Below are 15,463 nucleotides of genomic sequence, written 5' to 3' on the forward strand. Positions count from 1 at the left end.
CGCTGCACGTCGCGACCGGTTCACCGGCAGTCCTCCGCCTTTGTCTCGACGAACACCTTGGATGCCTGCCACAGGTCCTCACTTGTGGGGTACCTGGTCATGATGATCCTGAAGTGGTCGTAGTCGGCGATGCTGGGCTCGCTCTTCAGGACCTTCCCAGTCTCGACTTCTTTCCCATAAAACTTGCTGGAGTCAACGCAGAAGGCGATCTCTACTGATTTGCCGTTCGGTGCGGAACGGGTAGTGGCCTGGTAGTGGCGGCGGGTGCCGGTTGCGGTCCAGCCACCCTCCACTCGGCTGTCGATCTGGGTCTTCGCATAGTGCAGCCCCTCGCCCGTGGAATAGGCGATTACGGACGCATCCTCGGCCGTGCGTTTGTCGACGCCTCGGTAGATGGCGCGGAGGTAGTTCGCCGCATCGTCCATCGCGGCCGCTTCGTTCTCGTCCTTCGGCTTGTCCCAGTCGAAGACCAGGTTCATGTCCTTGGGCAGGGAGAGGTCCACGCCGTCCGGCTTGTCCTCTGCCGGCGCCGCTGAGGGCTCTGCCGACTCCTTGGGTGTCTCCGTTCCCTGGTCGGCCCCCGCGATCTTGTCGTTGTCGCTGGGCTTCTCGTCCCCGCTCCCGCAGGCCGTCAGCAGCAGGGCTGCCGCGGTGGCCAGTGCGGCAGTGACGGGCAAAGAGCGGCGCTTCACAGTGGACTCCCCGTGAGACAAAGGTTCAGTCAAGAGCACAGACGCTATCGATGAGGTTGCTGGTTTCGCCAGAGCGAACTATCCCGAGAAGTAGGGCATTTCGGGTGTCTGGGTCGAAGTGGCGTTGCACTGTGTCCTGATTGTGCCCAGACGGGGCACGGCTCCGGATGCAGCGACGTGCTGCGTCCGGACCCGTGACCGGTCCTGTTGGTGCTCCGCCCGTTGAGGGGGCGGTCGGTACCTCGCGCAGGCGCGGGGTGGGTGCGCCGATGTGCAGGGGATTGGTTCGGCGGGGTCGCCGGCGTGGGCTTCGGTCTTGAGGGTGGAGACGGTCGCGGCCCCGTCCGTGTTGACGTCGCAGACGCGGATTGTCAGGCGGGAGCGGCGGCGAGCCGCGGCGTCGAGGATCTCGAGTGGGTCCGTCATCGGCGGGTAGTGAGGGGCGCACTCGGGGCGTGCGTAGACGTCGAAGCTGGGGCCGGTGGCGGCGTGGACCTCGTGGAGCAGAACCGGTTCGTCCGTGGTGCGCTGGCAGCGGGCGCACATGCGCCGGGCGGGGCGGGTCATCGGATCGCCGCCGGTACGCGTGCGTAGTGGGCGTGTTTGCGTTCCACGTAGGCGCCGCGCGGCGCCATGCGAATGGTGCGGCCGCGCTCGGCCGGGTCATGACGTATGGGCGCGTACGAGCCGAGAAGCGTTGCCGTCGAGGATTCACGTGAGAGGGAGGATTTCACGACGCCCGCTCATCGTCTCGGGCCTCGGCCTCGGCCTCGTCCTCGGAACGGATCAACGTGTCTCTGGATGTGGTTCGCCCACCGGGTCCACGAATGAAACGGTCTGGAGAATGGCCTCAAGCATGTGGCAGAACTCCGGCCAATGATCTACATATGCCGTGAGCAGTGTGAAGACCGCAGTGAAGGGACCCGTCGGGAAGGGGACGTGGACCTGGATCTGTGCGGTGACGACATCGGTGGCTTCACCGTCGGCGGTTGCCTCTGGACTGATCCCGTACTGGCGCCAGGTGATGCATGCAACGGCTGGGCCGCAGGGCAGGTCCAGCCAACGGACCTCGTCGTGGGGCTGCTTCGAGAGAGTGGCGACGATCCCCTGAGCCACCGTGTCGGTCTCGGTGGCCCCGTGGCCCGTCGGGACGGCGGCCAGGGTGAAGGCGCATTGGGCGGCACCCTCGGTGGGCTCGTGTCCGGCTGTATCGCCGACCGAGGTGAGTGACTCCTCGGCAGTGGAGAACAGGCCTAGCGCGGCGTAGGAGACACCGGCGTCCCCCAGGAGTTCGGCCAGCCCTGCGAAGTACGGCGCTGAGGGCTCCCAGATCGCCTCGTCGCCACGTGAGTAGAGGTCGCGCACGAAGACCGCTGCCCGCTCGGCGCGGTCATCGGGGCGTTCAGCGAGCGGCAGCGCGTAGAAGCCGTCAGGTGTGAGGAACCAAATGGGCGGAGGGGCGGAGGACGGGGCCGGAACTTCGGGTTCGGAATATGGCGACATAGACTTGTGCGCTCGTTTCAGGAACGTCTGGAGTGCTGGGGGTCAGAGGTCGCCGGGAAGGTAGTCGTCAATGTCGACCCTGTTCCCGTCGGAGTCCAACGTCACGCGGACCTCAGTAGCGCCGAATGCCGCCGTAAGACGGCTGAGTGGAAGGAACTCGACCCGGATCCGGCCGGTCGGGTTGCGGGTGATGTTCGCAGAAACCGAGTCCGGAATATTCTTCTCCGCAGCGAAATCTGTAATGGCTTGCCTCTGCTGAGGCGGCAGAGTGTCCAGATGGATAAGTTCACGAGGGGGCGCGAGATAGCGCAGAAGTTGCCGACGCCCATTGGAGGCCAGTCTGCACCAAGACCCGTCCACGAAAGTGATGACGAAGTCTTCACCCTTCTTGAAATTGCGGGGTGCCGCATCCTCGACGTCGGCGAGCCGGCACTGCCAGATCTCGTCGTCTTCAATGGATTGCAAGTCATCCCCGCAGACAGGGAGAAGGACCACGACCATCCTGCGGTCCGTGACAATCAGGTGGGTGGCATTGTACTTTTCTGTCATGCGGCCAGGATCGAGTTGCCAGGGCAGGGTGCGGGCGATCGTCATGGGGTCCGCCCACATCACCGGAAAGTCCTCGACTTCGTCGGCGGGAACGTCGGGAGTGTCCGTACCGTCTTCGGACGCCACGACGCTGCCGCCGCTGATGTTGCCTCCCGCGGAACTGAGCAGGGCCATCACCGCCACGCCTGCGATTTTGGCTGCTGTTCTCATCGAATTCTGGACCCGAGAGTTACCGACGGATCGCGTGGTGAAGGTCGGGCCGTCGGGCCAGCCCGACAGCTCCCCCTGGATGTCATGACGTTCGCTGTCCCGGAACCAGCGCATGCCCTTGACGCGTGGTGCAGCGCCGGTGGCAAACGCCACGGGAGCACGGGCGACCAGTTTCTCACCGGGGTCCGGTTGCCAGATGTTCATCGGTGTGAGTGCCTCCTCATGTAGACCCCCTGCTACCGCAATCAATCTCCGGACACCACTTGGCCGATGGGCGTGGCGATCTTCGGCGCGATCTTCAGACCGCCGTCGATCGTCCTGCCGAGAGCGCTGAGCGGATCCATGTTGCCCTTGAACAGGGTATTGATCCCCTTGGTGCCCAGCCACTGTCCTTCGTGGTACCCCGCGCTCACAAGGCCGCCCATACGTGAAGCCAGCCCACTACCCGTGTGCGAAACTTCGAAGACGTTTCTCGACATACCGCCAATCTTCACCAGGCCGGCCTTTCCCAGGCCGCCCGTCAGGCCTTCCGAGTTCTTGCCGAAAGCCATCAGGATGCGGGAGCTGCCGAGCTCGGTGTACTGGAACCCCTTTCCAAGCAGGGCGACCTTTGCCTTTGCGGCCCCCTCAGCGATATCGGCGGTCTTCCCGGCCACCTTGATGCCCTTGCTGAACATCCCGATGCCCGGCATCAGCCCGAGCGCGTCGAGTCCCAGGGTCGCCCAGCTGACGTCCGCTCCTGCCGCCTTGGCCACTCCATGGGTCGCCAGTGACAGCCCGGCGCCGATGAGCGCGGCCGTGCCGAAAATCGCGGCAAGCGGTGGGAACGGCAGGGTGACGATCGCCAGCAGGCCCAGCACCGCCGTGATGTTGCTGAGCACGTCCCCGATCGCCTTGATCAGGTCAGCGTGCTCTTTCAACCACTCGCCGGTGGCGTCCCAGGCATCGGCGATGCCTTGGCCCAGCTTGTCCCAGAAGCCCGGCTCGTTGGGGGCTATGTCGGCGGCCTTGTCCAGCTCCTTGCTGATCGCGCGGGCCGCCTCCTTGTACCGCTCCTCCAGGTCATGGACCTTCTGGATGATCCCGTCGACCGCGCTGGACGCCTCACCGAGCTCTTTGCTGCCCTTGCCGTCGGCCTTGGCCTCGGCGTCGGCCCTGGCGTCGAGTTTCTCTCCGGCCGACTTCTCGAGCCGGTCTGCCTCGCCCTGGAAGCCATCCAGGTCATCGGCCCAGCGGTGCAACGCCCGCGAAGCCTTGTCGAAGGACTCGAAACTCTTGCGGACAAGCGGGGTGACGTCCTCGCCGACGTACTCGGTGAAGGCGATCGCGGTCTTGCCCTTCCAGGCCCCGCACTCGATGCGTTCGAGTTCTTTCACCGCCGTGCCGAGTTCGCTCGCCAGTCTGCCGAGCTTCTTTGCGATCTCGCGGGTGTCGTAGACGTCGCCAGGCGTCGGATCCCAGCCTATGTGCGGGAAAGCAGGGCGCGTGCCGGCCACGTCTACTCGCCCTTCTCCGCCCGGGGGGTCTTGAGTGACGCGGCCAGATCCAGGTCCAGTTTGCCGAACGCGTCACCGATGGTGTTGATCATCTTCACGGCCCCGTGGGTGTGCTTACCGAGCTGCTTGATGCCGTATCCCCACTCGTCGGCGAAGTCCTGGACGTCCTCGACGAGCTTCGCCTCGCCGACGGCCGAGGCGTCCGTGCCGCGCAGTGTCCGGCGGGTGGACTCCATGCGGTCGCTGATGGTGGAGAACGTGGTCTTCAGATGGTGGAAGATGGTGTCGTCGAGCGTCAGGTCACTCATGCGCCATTCCGTGTCTGCGGGCGGTGGGTGCGGGCCTGTTGACCGTATCGATCAATCGCCGTGCTTCGCCAGCGCGAACCGGTCATCAATGACCGGCGCTCCTCGTGACAACGTGGCTGCCCGGAGCAGGGCGGTGATGCCGCAGAGGGTGAGCAGCAGGCGGAGCACGCCGCTTGCGGTGCGGTCGGTCGGCGGCCGTCCAGCCGCAGTGAGTGTGGTCACCGGTCGCCCCCCCCCGTGCCCCTGTCCCCGGTCGTGAGTCTTGCCCGGGGGACTCTACTGAGGGCGCTTCGCTGCCGCGAAACCGCCCTCTCTCAGCCCAGTTTGGCGTTCTGCGCCTTCACCACCGTCGCGTTCAGCTTCGCGTCGCTCGGCCTGCCGTTGGCGATGGCCATGCCGTCGACCGAGTAGTACACGGCCAGGACGTCACCGCTGCGTACGGCCTGTGTGTGCACGGTGTGCGGGACGCCCCGGAATGTCAGCCCGGACCGGAACGCGAGGGGCTCGTCGCCGGTCGCCACCGCGGGCTTCTCGGCGGTCACGGAGTCGTACGTGCTCGTGTTGCCGTTGGCCTCGGCCGTGAAGCCCCCGGCGCAGGCGTCCACCGCCTCGGACAGTGCGGCCAGGGCGGACTCGGCCTTGCCGGACTCGTACGTCGTGAGCATCACGTACGTGAAGGGCTCGTTGAGCGACGAGCTGACCGAACGCGTGAGGTCGGCCCGCGGCTCGCCGAGGGGGAGTTGGTTCATGGCGTGGGCCAGCGGGGCGCAGACGGGCTTGTCGACCGTGACCTCCTGCTGGGACTTGGCGAAGGCGAAGTCGCTGTTGTCGGAGGTCGCCACGTCCGCGTCGGACACCTTCATGCCGTTCACGTCCGCCTCCGTGATCACCAACTGCTTCAGCTGATCTTCCAGCGTCTGCTTCTCCTGTGAGGCGGTCGCTGCCGGCTTCTCCGCCGGGTCCGCGTCCGGACCGGAGTCCCCGCCGCAGGCGGTGAGCGCGGCCAGGGAGAGCAGGGTCAGAGCGGAGAGGGCGGCTGACGTGGCGCGCTTCATGGGGGACTCCTCAACGGTGGGGGAGGGGCAGCTGCCTGGTACGGAACCCGAGAAGAACGTCCTCGGGCCTCCCCGACTCACTGATCCGAGCGAAGATCATGGCACGGCCGATCCGTTCCCTCGTGAGTGAATCGTGCAGGCATCGTGGCCGCGCCGTGCCGAACAGCACGGAGGCGGTGCTCGGTGGTGGCGGCTCGGGATTCGCACGCGCACAGTTGGGTCGGTGGCTCACGGCGTGGCCCTCAAAGGGGTTGCCCGGTCGCGCAGTTGCAGATGAATAACGGTGGGTGGGGTGTGCTTCGAAGGGGCGGGCGCGCCTTGAGGGGCTTATGTGCTGCTGATACGGTGCGATGGCTTGACACTCGCCTCGCTGCTGCTTATTCGCCCAGGTCGGGCGGGTGCGTCAGGGGATGTCCCTGGACGCCACCGGTCGGGCGGGCACGGGTGGAGTGTCCGAATGTGCAGAGGATTCTGCGTACTTGAGCAGTTCCTGTTCGAGTAATGACGTGGCAGACAATTTCTTGGGTGTACGGGGAGCGGTTGCGTGAAGATCCAGGAGCGTACGGGGGCGGGCGCGGGGCGTTCCGCGGCTCCGGCTCAGCCGTCGGTCGGTGACCGGCTTCCCAGTCCCCCTCGCGAGCGCAAACCGGCGCTGGCCGCGCTGGCGGTGCTGCTGATCCTGCTGGGCGCGCTGGGCGCGACGATGCTGGTGCTGCGGGTCGGGGACCGGGTCGAGGTCGTCAAGGTGACGGCGGACATCCAGGCCGGCGAGTCCGTCGGTGACAAGGTCACGTCCGTGATGGTGGCCGCCGACGAGAGCCTCAACTACGTCGAGTGGTCGCAGCTGGACGCCCTCCAGGCCCTGAAGGCCAAGTCCACGATCTACAAGGACACGGTCGTGATGGGGCAGATGTTCGCCGAGGGGGAGGCGCTTCCCGCGGGCAAGGCGTCCGTGGGTCTCGCCCTCAAGGAGGGGCAGTACCCGACGGGCATCAAGTCGGGTGACGTCGTCGCCGCCTACCGCGTCGGCGCGAACGGCGCCGGCAGCTCCGGCTCCTCCGGCTCCTCCGGCTCCTCCGGTTCCGCCGACAAGGACGCGTCGTCGTCCGCCTCCGGTGGAGCCATCGTCGGCGACGCCCGCGTGACCGCCGTCATGGGTGAGGACGACTCGACCATCAGCACCGGCAACAAGGCCGTCACCGTCCTCGTCGACGAGGCCGACGCCGCTGCCCTCGCCTCGGCGGCAGCCGCCGGCGAGGTCGCCGTCGTACGCGTCCCCGGCAAGTAGAAGGCGGACCGGAAGCCATGGCCCTCATCGCCCTCGCCGCCGACAAGGGTTCCCCCGGCGTCACCACCGCGGCCGTCGCCCTGGCGGCGGTCTGGCCGCGCCGTGTCCTGCTCGCCGAGACCGACCCGGCGGGCGGCGACCTGGTGTACCGGTCCGCCGCCGCGCACGGCGGCCCGCTCAACCCCAACACCGGCATGCTGTCGATCGCCGCCACCGCGCGGCGCGGCCTCGTCCCCGACCAGCTCTGGGACCACGTACAGCCGCTCAGCGGCGGCCTCGACGTCCTCGTCGGGCTCGGCATCTCCGAGCAGGCCGCCGGGCTCGCGGGCCTGTGGCCCACCCTCGGCCGGGCCTTCGCCTCGCTCGCCGACTCCCCGAACGCGCCCGCCGACGTCATCGCCGACTGCGGCCGCGTCAGCGGCGACTCCCCGGCGACGGAGCTGTTCCCGCACGCCGCGCTGGTCCTGCTGATCTCCCGTACCGAGCCGGAGGCCATCGCCCGCGTCCGCGACCGCGCCGCCGCCCTGACCGCCAAGCTGCACGGCGGCCCGCGCGGTGCCGCGAGCCTCGGCATGCCGATGATCGGCGTCGTCCTCGTCGCCGACACGAACAACGCCGCGAAGCTCTCCGGCCAGGTCAACGACATGCTCGTGCACGCCCAGACCGGTGCCCGCGTGGTCGGAACCATCGCCGACGACCCGGCGGGGGCGGACCAGTTGGCCGGGCGTAGGCGCGGGCGGCTGGACAAGTCGCTGCTCATCCGCTCGGCCCGCAAGGTCACCTCGGACCTCTACCAGCAGTTCGGCGCCGCCTGGTCCGTACCCACCGTACCCACCGGCTCCACCGGCTCCACCGGCTCCACCGGCCCCGCCGGCACCGGCATGACCGGCCACGCGGGGGCCGGGCGATGACCGCTGTCGACCACTCGTTGGTCAAGCGGTTCCGGCAGGACGCCGGCGACCGTATCGCCGAGCAGCGCCGCCAGGACCAGGTCAGCGGCGTCACGCCGATGTCCACCGAGGACGAACGGCAGTACGCGCGCGCCGTCATCGCACAGATCCTGGAGGAGTACGCCCGCGCCGAGATCAACTCCGGGCGTACGCCGCTGGACGCGGAGACGGAGGAGGCGTACGCCGCCGCCGTGCACGCCGCGCTGTTCGGCGTCGGGCGGCTCCAGCCGCTCCTCGACGACCCCGAGGTCGAGAACATCGACATCAACGGCTGCGACCACGTCTTCGTCGGCTACTCCGACGGGCGTGAGGAGCGCGGCGAGCCGGTCGCCGAGACCGACGAGGAGCTCATCGAGCTGATCCAGATCCTCGGCGCCTACTCGGGTCTGTCGTCCCGCCCCTTCGACTCCGCCAACCCGCAGCTGGACCTCAGGCTGCCGGACGGTTCCCGTCTGTCGGCGGTCATGGACGTCGCCCGGCGCCCCGCGCTCTCCATCCGCCGCTCCCGCCTCGGCAAGGTCTTCATCTCCGACCTGGTCGGCAACGGCACCCTCACCCCCGAGCTCGGCCACTTCCTGGCCTGCGCGGTCCGCGCCCGCAAGAACATCATGATCGCGGGCGCCACGAACGCCGGTAAGACGACGCTGCTGCGCGCCCTCGCCAACGAGATCCCGCCGCACGAGCGGCTGATCACGGTGGAGCGGGCCCTGGAGCTCGGGCTCGACACCTTCCCCGAACTCCACCCCAACGTCGTGGCGTTCGAGGAGCGGTTGCCCAACTCCGAGGGACAGGGCGCCATCAGCATGGCGGAACTGGTCCGGCGTTCCCTGCGCATGAATCCCTCCCGCGTCATCGTCGGCGAGGTGCTCGGCGACGAGATCGTGACCATGCTGAACGCGATGTCGCAGGGCAACGACGGCTCCCTCTCCACGATCCACGCCAACAGCTCGCACGAGGTCTTCAACCGCATCTCGACGTACGCCCTGCAGGCGACGGAGCGGCTGCCGATCGAGGCCAGCCAGATGCTGGTGGCGGGCGCCGTGAACTTCGTCGTCTTCGTCCAGCGGCGCAACGACTTCCAGAGCGGCGGACGCCTCCAGCGCATGGTCACCTCCGTCCGCGAGGTGAACGGCGTGGACGGACGCGTGCTGTCCAGCGAGGTCTTCGCCGAGACGCCCGACGGCCGGGTCGTCCCGCACGCCCCCATAGCCTGCCTGGAGGAACTCATCGCCTACGGCTACCGGCCCAACGGAACGTGGGGGTGACCCGGTGACCTCGACCAGCTTCACCGTCTCGACCGACCCGAGCACCTTCACCGTCTCGACCGACCCGACCACCTCGGGCACGCCGCTCGCGGCACTGGACTCGCTCGGCGGGATGGGCGGCCTGTTCTCCCCCACGGTCCTGTACGCGCTCGGCTGCGGCGTCGCCGTCGGCGGCGGCCTCGCCCTGCTCCTCGTCGCCGTACGCGGCCTGCCCGCCAAGCCCGAGCACGAGAAGCGGCAGGCGGCCGAGCGTGCCAACGAACTGATCCGCTGGGCGGGCCGGCGGGGCTCCCTCGCGGCCATCGTCGGACTCGTCGTCCTGCTCCTCACCCGCTGGGCGGTGCTGGGCATCGCGGCCGGCGTCCTCGTCTTCTTCTGGGACCGCCTCTTCGGCGGCGCCGCGGAGGAACGCGCCGCCATGAAGCGGGTGGAGGCCCTCGCCTCCTGGACGGAGTCGCTGCGCGACACCATCGCGGGCGCGGTCGGTCTGGAACAGGCCATTCCCGCCTCGGCCCGCGCCGCCGCGCCGGTACTGCGCCCGCACCTGGACGCCCTCGTCGACCGGCTGCGCTCCCGCACCCCGCTGCCCGACGCGCTCCAGCATCTCGCCGACGAGATCGACGACGCGTCCGCCGACATCATCGTCGCGGCGCTGATCCTCAACGCGCGACTGCGCGGTCCGGGTCTGCGCCAGGTCCTGGGCGCGCTCGCCAAGTCGGCGCGCGAGGAGGTCGACATGCGCCAGCGCGTGATGGCGCAGCGCGCCTCGACCCGCCGGTCGGTGCAGATCGTCGTGGCGGTGTCGGTGCTGTTCGTCCTCGGGCTGTCCATCTTCAACCGGGACTTCGTCGAGCCGTACGGTTCGCCCGTCGGCCAGCTCGTCCTGGCCTGCGTGTGCGGCCTGTTCGCGCTGGGCTTCTGGTGGATGCGCAAGCTGTCGACCATCGAAACGCCCGACCGCTTCCTGGTCCGGGAGGGCTCCGACGTCCAGTTCGTGCGCCCCCGTACGCCGGGCCAGGCAGGTCAGCCGGGCCAGCCGGGTCAGTCCGGCCGCCCGGGCCAGCCCGCGCAGCGGCTGCCGCAACCGTCACAGGCGTCGCAGGCGTCTGGGGACGAGGGGGTACGACGATGAACCTGACAATGCCGGTACTGGTCGGCGCGGTCATCGGCCTGGGCGTCTACGCCCTGGTCCGCGCCCTGATGCCCAGCAGGCGCAGCCCGATCCAGCAGGTCGCGCGGATCGACGCGATGCGGGCACGCGGCACGGCGTACGAGTCGGCCCGCGTGGCGAAGGACACCAGCCGCCTCGGTTCACTGCGCGAGCGGGTCGGCGCGCGCGTCGCCGAGCTCTACCTCCAGCAGGGCTGGGAGCAGCGCTCGCTGCGCGCGGACCTGGCGGTGCTGGACCGGAGCTGGGAGAACTTCCTGGCGACGAAGGCGCTGCTGGCCGTGGGCGGACTGTTCTTCGGCCCGTTCCTGTTCGCGATCGTCTGGCAGCTGGGCTTCGGCGACAGCCCGATCATCCCGGTCTGGCTGGCCCTGCTCTGCGCGGCGCTCTTCTTCTTCCTCCCCGACCTGGAGGTACGCCGGGACGCGGCCGACAAGCGCCGCGACCTGCGACGCGTGATCGGTGCCTACCTGGATCTGGTCTCCATGAGCCTGGCCGGCGGCCGTGGCCTGCCCGAGGCCCTGATGGCGGCGGCCGAGGTGTCGGACGGATGGGCGACCCAACGCATCCGCAACGCCCTGTCCGACGCGCGGATCACCGGCATCAGCCAGTGGCAGGCGCTGGGCCAGCTCGGCGAGGACCTCGGCGTCGAGGAGCTCAAGGACCTCTCGGCCTCACTCGCCCTGGTGGCGGACGACGGCGCCAAGGTCCGCGAGTCCCTCGCCTCCCGCGCCGAGACCATGCGGCACCGCGAACTCGCCGACATCGAGGGCAGCGCGGGTGAGAAGTCCCAGTCGATGCTCGTGGCCCAGCTCCTGCTGTGCGCCGGGTTCCTGGTGTTCCTGATCTATCCGGCGGCGATGCGGGTGTTTCAGGTGTGACGCAGCTTTCTCAGCTTCGATTCAGCAGCTCCGAGCCGCTTCGCTCCCAGAACTGATACGAGAGGACAGAACCACCATGAACGGACGGAACTTCCGCACCGGCACCACGGGCGTCGTGCCCGTGGACTTCCTGATCACCTTCTTCAAGGCCCGTGTGGAGCGCGCCCGCTCCGGCGAACTGGACCGCGGCGCGTCCGCCGTCGAGTGGGTCATCATCTCGGCGGTCGTCGTCGCGATCGTCGGGGTCGTGGCCGCGATCATCACCCAGGCCCTGGACGACGGCGCCAACAAGGTCGGCGACTGCATCAGGGGCGCCAACGCGAACGGCACCTGCTGATCGGACGTACGGGATCTACGGGATCTACGAGCATACGGGGCATACGGGGTATACGGGGATGTGGACAAGCGTGCTCGGACGGGTACGTCGCAGAGTGGAGGCCGCGCGTGAAGCGGCGGCCACCCGCGGCGACTCAGGCATGACCGCGATCGAGTTCGTGTTCCTGACCCCGGTCCTGTTCTTCATGATCTTCGCGACGGTGCAGTTCGGGCTGTACTTCTTCGCCGACCACGTAGCGCAGGCGGCGGCCCAGGCGGGCGCGCGCAAGGCCCGTGCGACGGCGCACGACCAGCCCGGCGGCTGGCGCGGCGACGCACAGGACGTGGTCGACAGCTACATCCGCCAGCTCGGCCCGCAACTGGTGCTGGCACCGGACGTGAGGATGCTCCAGCCGGAACAGGACACGGTCGGTGTGGAGATCACAGCACGCATCCCGACGGTGTTCCCGGGCCTCGACCTGACGGTGCACGCGCAGTCGATGGGCCCGGTGGAGCGATTCGTGCAGGAGGGGGAGAACTAGATGAACCTTCCCCGTTCGAGGGACGGCCGTGACGGACGTCCAGTTCCGCGTCCCGGGGACGCCGGCCTGTCCACCATCGAGGTCGTCATCCTGGCCCCGGTGATGATCCTGTTCATCCTCGTCCTGGTGGCCTTCGGACAGCTGGTGGACGGCCGCGGCGCGCTCGACGGCGCGGCACGGGACGCCGCACGCGCGGGCTCGATCCAGAAGGACCACGGCACGGCGATCGCGGAGGCGAGGAAGGCGGCCCAGGCCAACCTGGAGGACGTCTGCTCCGGCCCGGTCACCGTCGTCCAGAAGAGCGCGGGCTTCGAACCCGACACGCTCTTCACGGTCGAGGTCAGCTGCGAGGTGCGTGGCCTGGCCTCGCTCGGCCTGAACATCCCGACGACGCTGACGGCGAGCTTCAGTTCTCCGCTGGACCCGTACCGGAGGACGGCGTGAGGTCCCTCGTACGCGCGTGGCTCGCGGACAGACACACCCGCCTGGACGACCGCGGCTCGGGCGCCGGCGCGGTCATCGTCTTCGCCCTGGTCTTCCTCTCCCTCTCCGCCTTCGTCATCGACGGCGGCATGTCCATCTCCAAGCGCGAACGCGCCGCGGACATAGCCGAACAGGCCGCCCGCTACGCCGCCCAGGACATCGACCGCGAGGCCCTCTACGATGACGTGGGCGGCCCCGCCCCGATCAACTACGAGACCTGCGACGCGAGGGTCAAGGCCTTCGCCGCGGAGATGGACATGGCGGGTCAGGACATCGCCGCGACCCACTGCGTCACGGCCGACGCCGAACAGGTACAGGTCGAGGTCCAGCTCACCTACTCCCCGGTCTTCACGGGGATGTTCTACGGCGGCGACGTGGTGGTCCACGGGCAGGCGGTGGCGGAGAACGAGGTGGGCTGATCCGACCACGTCTCCCCCTCCCGTGACCCATCCCCCCACCAACGGAGGTACGACTCCCATGCGCACACACACGACCACCGCCACCGCGGCCGCCGCCCTGACGACAGCGGTGGCCCTGCTGCTGTCCGCCTGCGGCGGGTCCGAGTCCGAGGACTCGGTCAAGGACGAGATCGCGGGGGCGGATACAGCGGCTTCTGCGTCCGCGTCTCCGTCTCCGTCCGTCTCGGCCGACGCCATCGATCGGCCTGAGATCAGGCTGCCGAAGGACATCGAGAACGTCTTCGAGGGCGGTTCGACGGGTGACGCGAAGAAGGACGCGGTGCTGGCGGACAGCGAGAGGCGCGTCAATTCGATCGACGAGGCGATTGTCGTAGACGCGGCAGAGCATCCGGCGCTCGAGTTCTACTCGAAGGGCGACGCCCTCATTTCGGCTGCCACCTACATCAAGTCCTTCTACGACAACGGCCGCAGCTTCACGGGCAAAACCCGTTACTACGACCGTGAGGTCACATTCGCGAAAGACGGATCGGCGTCGGTCACGTACTGCATGGACGGAAGCGATACCTACCCCAAGGACCGTGGGACGGGCAAGGTGGACAGGTCGGTGAAGGCGTCATCCAGCGACTACGTCTTCTACAACACCCGGCTGGAACAGAACGCCGAAGGCGTGTGGCAGACCACAAGCGTGTCCTCGACCGAGGCGGCGAAGAGGTGCATGTGATGCGCCCTGTGACCACCACGCGCCTGCTCCTCGCCCCCGTCCTGGCCCTGGCCGTGAGTGCCGTGCCGTCCGTGGCGGTCGCCGCCGGCGGCCGAGACGCCGGTGGCGGTATGGAGGGCAGCTCCAGCGGGTCCGCCCAGGATGGTGTCATCAGGGCGGAGACCAAGGTCACGACGAGCGTCAATGGCAGTACCCAGCAAACCAGTACGGGAACACTCACGCCGGAGAACAGCAACTGGACGCCACCGGCCTGCTGGTACGAGCCCGCCTTCTCGCCCAAGGAGATCGAGAAGACCGTAAAGCTGTGGCGGGGCATTGACGGACTGCCGTTCCTGAGCGGCGTAGGGGACTTCGTCGGTGACTCGCTGGATGCGTATTACAAGGATGGCGACCCCTACAAGGACTACAACCTCGATAAAGAGGGGGAGGGGATGTTCTGGGCGGCGGTGAAGAACCCCAACCGCAAGGATGATCCCGAGGCCAACTCTTGCAACAGGCAGCCGTTCTGGGTGGACGAAGGCGATGTGCCCGAGGAGCCTCTGGCCCTCACCCCCCAGATCCTCGCCGAGTACGCCTACGACGAACTCCCCGTCCCCGGCACCGAGATCAAGATGGCGCCGGCCGGGGCGACGAAGGTGAATCTGCCCACCTGGGTCTGGCTGGACAAGGCGAAGTTCAGGAAGATCTCGGTGACCGCCGCCCTCCCCGGTACGGGGCTGTCCGCGACCACCACCGCCGAACCCGTCTCCCTGCACATCGACCCGGGCACGAGCGACGCCCAGACGTATCCCGCGTCGGGTGACTGCGCGATCAACGCCGACGGCAGCATCGGTGAGCCGTATGCGCAGGGCCGGGCGAACGACACCCCGCCCTGCGGCGTGACGTACCTGCGCGCGTCCGGCGACGGGGGTGCGTACGCGTTGCAGGCCACCGTCACCTGGAAGATCTCGTGGACGAGCACCACGGGAGAGGGCGGCGACCTCCCCGACGGCACGTTCGGTGCGGCGCAGGACGTGACGGTGCAGGAAATCCAGTCGGTGAACCGCTGAGGCTCACGGCATCAAGCTGAGCGACTATGCCTGGTCCATGGATATCCCGAGATCTCGCGTCGCGATCTCGATGAGCCGGCTCTCCGGGACCACCGGAGGCGAATAGTCCAGCGCCCGGACCCGCGCGACGAAGTCGTCGGGCAGCGCCAGGTGATACGTGGCCGAGTAATACGGCAGGTCCTCCCGCCAGACCCAGGCCCCGTCCGTGTAGAGCGACCCGGCGCTGACCAGTGTCGGGCCCTCGGGGTTCAGCACGTCGCGCTCCGCCCCCATCTCCGCCCAGATCCAGGCACCTCTCCGAAGGTACGAGACGACTCGGCTCTCGTCGGCCACCGCGGAGCCCCTCACCGCGTCCGTGATGGAGCCCTCGATCGGAAAACCCCAACCGGGCTGGAATTCGGCGAAGAAGCCGACAGGACGGACCGTCCGCTCACTCCGGGCGGATCCCATGGCCACTGGGGCTCCTCACGTCGGTTCGTCGTCAGCCGAAGTACTTGCGGACCTCTCGCGGCAAAGTACCCTGCCTGCGCCACTGAGAAGCCATATGGGTGGCCAGTGGGACGAAGTGG

Annotated in this window: 19 protein-coding genes; 11 read left to right on the top strand and 8 right to left on the bottom strand. The window is 68.4% G+C overall.

The window, feature by feature from the left end:
• Positions 1 to 20: 20 nt before the first annotated feature.
• From ACH4F2_RS03225 to ACH4F2_RS03255, 7 genes are all read right to left on the bottom strand, one after another.
• A complete protein-coding gene (locus ACH4F2_RS03225; RefSeq protein ID WP_398130971.1) occupies positions 21 to 692 on the bottom strand; it encodes a hypothetical protein in 672 nt (223 codons plus the stop codon).
• Between the two features lie 786 nt (positions 693 to 1,478).
• Positions 1,479 to 2,057 carry a hypothetical protein gene (locus ACH4F2_RS03230; protein WP_398130972.1) on the bottom strand — a complete coding sequence of 193 codons (579 nt, stop codon included), beginning with the start codon at positions 2,055 to 2,057 and terminating at the stop codon, positions 1,479 to 1,481.
• 180 nt (positions 2,058 to 2,237) lie between these two features.
• The gene (locus tag ACH4F2_RS03235; protein WP_398130973.1) at positions 2,238 to 3,158 is read right to left on the bottom strand and encodes a hypothetical protein; all 921 of its coding nucleotides are present in this window, start codon (positions 3,156 to 3,158) and stop codon (positions 2,238 to 2,240) included.
• Positions 3,159 to 3,199: 41 nt separating this feature from the next.
• Positions 3,200 to 4,450, bottom strand: a complete 1,251-nt coding sequence (locus tag ACH4F2_RS03240; protein WP_398130974.1) for an enoyl-CoA hydratase/isomerase family protein — start codon at positions 4,448 to 4,450, stop codon at positions 3,200 to 3,202.
• 2 nt (positions 4,451 to 4,452) lie between these two features.
• Entirely contained in the window at positions 4,453 to 4,758 is a 306-nt protein-coding gene (locus ACH4F2_RS03245; RefSeq protein WP_398130975.1) for a hypothetical protein, read from the bottom strand.
• A 51-nt stretch (positions 4,759 to 4,809) separates the two neighbouring features.
• Positions 4,810 to 4,980 (bottom strand): hypothetical protein, encoded by a 171-nt coding sequence (locus ACH4F2_RS03250; protein WP_398130976.1) that lies wholly within the window; start codon positions 4,978 to 4,980, stop codon positions 4,810 to 4,812.
• A 92-nt stretch (positions 4,981 to 5,072) separates the two neighbouring features.
• The gene (locus ACH4F2_RS03255) at positions 5,073 to 5,813 is read right to left on the bottom strand and encodes a hypothetical protein (RefSeq protein ID WP_398130977.1); all 741 of its coding nucleotides are present in this window, start codon (positions 5,811 to 5,813) and stop codon (positions 5,073 to 5,075) included.
• Between the two features lie 544 nt (positions 5,814 to 6,357).
• Between ACH4F2_RS03255 and ACH4F2_RS03260 the strand changes: the two genes are divergently transcribed.
• From ACH4F2_RS03260 to ACH4F2_RS03310, 11 genes are all read left to right on the top strand, one after another.
• On the top strand, positions 6,358 to 7,101 hold the full coding sequence (locus tag ACH4F2_RS03260; RefSeq protein WP_398130978.1) for a hypothetical protein: 744 nt from the start codon (positions 6,358 to 6,360) through the stop codon (positions 7,099 to 7,101).
• Positions 7,102 to 7,118: 17 nt separating this feature from the next.
• Positions 7,119 to 8,012: a hypothetical protein gene (locus tag ACH4F2_RS03265; RefSeq protein WP_398130979.1), complete on the top strand. Its 894-nt coding sequence runs from the start codon at positions 7,119 to 7,121 to the stop codon at positions 8,010 to 8,012.
• Positions 8,009 to 9,316, top strand: a complete 1,308-nt coding sequence (locus ACH4F2_RS03270; RefSeq protein WP_398130980.1) for a CpaF family protein — start codon at positions 8,009 to 8,011, stop codon at positions 9,314 to 9,316. The genes ACH4F2_RS03265 and ACH4F2_RS03270 overlap by 4 nt, the downstream gene beginning before the upstream one ends.
• A 112-nt stretch (positions 9,317 to 9,428) precedes the next feature.
• Positions 9,429 to 10,448, top strand: a complete 1,020-nt coding sequence (locus tag ACH4F2_RS03275; protein ID WP_398131261.1) for a type II secretion system F family protein — start codon at positions 9,429 to 9,431, stop codon at positions 10,446 to 10,448.
• Positions 10,445 to 11,365 (top strand): type II secretion system F family protein, encoded by a 921-nt coding sequence (locus ACH4F2_RS03280; protein ID WP_398130981.1) that lies wholly within the window; start codon positions 10,445 to 10,447, stop codon positions 11,363 to 11,365. The genes ACH4F2_RS03275 and ACH4F2_RS03280 overlap by 4 nt, the downstream gene beginning before the upstream one ends.
• Positions 11,366 to 11,441: 76 nt before the next feature.
• A complete protein-coding gene (locus ACH4F2_RS03285) occupies positions 11,442 to 11,702 on the top strand; it encodes a hypothetical protein (protein ID WP_386281809.1) in 261 nt (86 codons plus the stop codon).
• A gap of 58 nt (positions 11,703 to 11,760) precedes the next feature.
• Positions 11,761 to 12,222 carry a TadE family protein gene (locus tag ACH4F2_RS03290; RefSeq protein WP_398130982.1) on the top strand — a complete coding sequence of 154 codons (462 nt, stop codon included), beginning with the start codon at positions 11,761 to 11,763 and terminating at the stop codon, positions 12,220 to 12,222.
• Complete coding sequence (locus ACH4F2_RS03295; protein ID WP_398130983.1) at positions 12,223 to 12,666, top strand: TadE/TadG family type IV pilus assembly protein; 444 nt, start codon at positions 12,223 to 12,225, stop codon at positions 12,664 to 12,666.
• On the top strand, positions 12,663 to 13,124 hold the full coding sequence (locus ACH4F2_RS03300; protein WP_398130984.1) for a pilus assembly protein TadG-related protein: 462 nt from the start codon (positions 12,663 to 12,665) through the stop codon (positions 13,122 to 13,124). The genes ACH4F2_RS03295 and ACH4F2_RS03300 overlap by 4 nt, the downstream gene beginning before the upstream one ends.
• 58 nt (positions 13,125 to 13,182) lie before the next feature.
• Entirely contained in the window at positions 13,183 to 13,845 is a 663-nt protein-coding gene (locus ACH4F2_RS03305; RefSeq protein WP_398130985.1) for a hypothetical protein, read from the top strand.
• Positions 13,845 to 14,894 (top strand): hypothetical protein, encoded by a 1,050-nt coding sequence (locus ACH4F2_RS03310; protein ID WP_398130986.1) that lies wholly within the window; start codon positions 13,845 to 13,847, stop codon positions 14,892 to 14,894. The genes ACH4F2_RS03305 and ACH4F2_RS03310 overlap by 1 nt, the downstream gene beginning before the upstream one ends.
• Positions 14,895 to 14,918: 24 nt before the next feature.
• Here ACH4F2_RS03310 and ACH4F2_RS03315 read toward each other — a convergent pair whose 3' ends face one another.
• The gene (locus ACH4F2_RS03315; protein ID WP_398130987.1) at positions 14,919 to 15,344 is read right to left on the bottom strand and encodes a hypothetical protein; all 426 of its coding nucleotides are present in this window, start codon (positions 15,342 to 15,344) and stop codon (positions 14,919 to 14,921) included.
• Positions 15,345 to 15,463: the final 119 nt, after the last annotated feature.

This window comes from Streptomyces sp. NPDC017890, assembly GCF_044328675.1.
Taxonomy (GTDB): domain Bacteria; phylum Actinomycetota; class Actinomycetes; order Streptomycetales; family Streptomycetaceae; genus Streptomyces.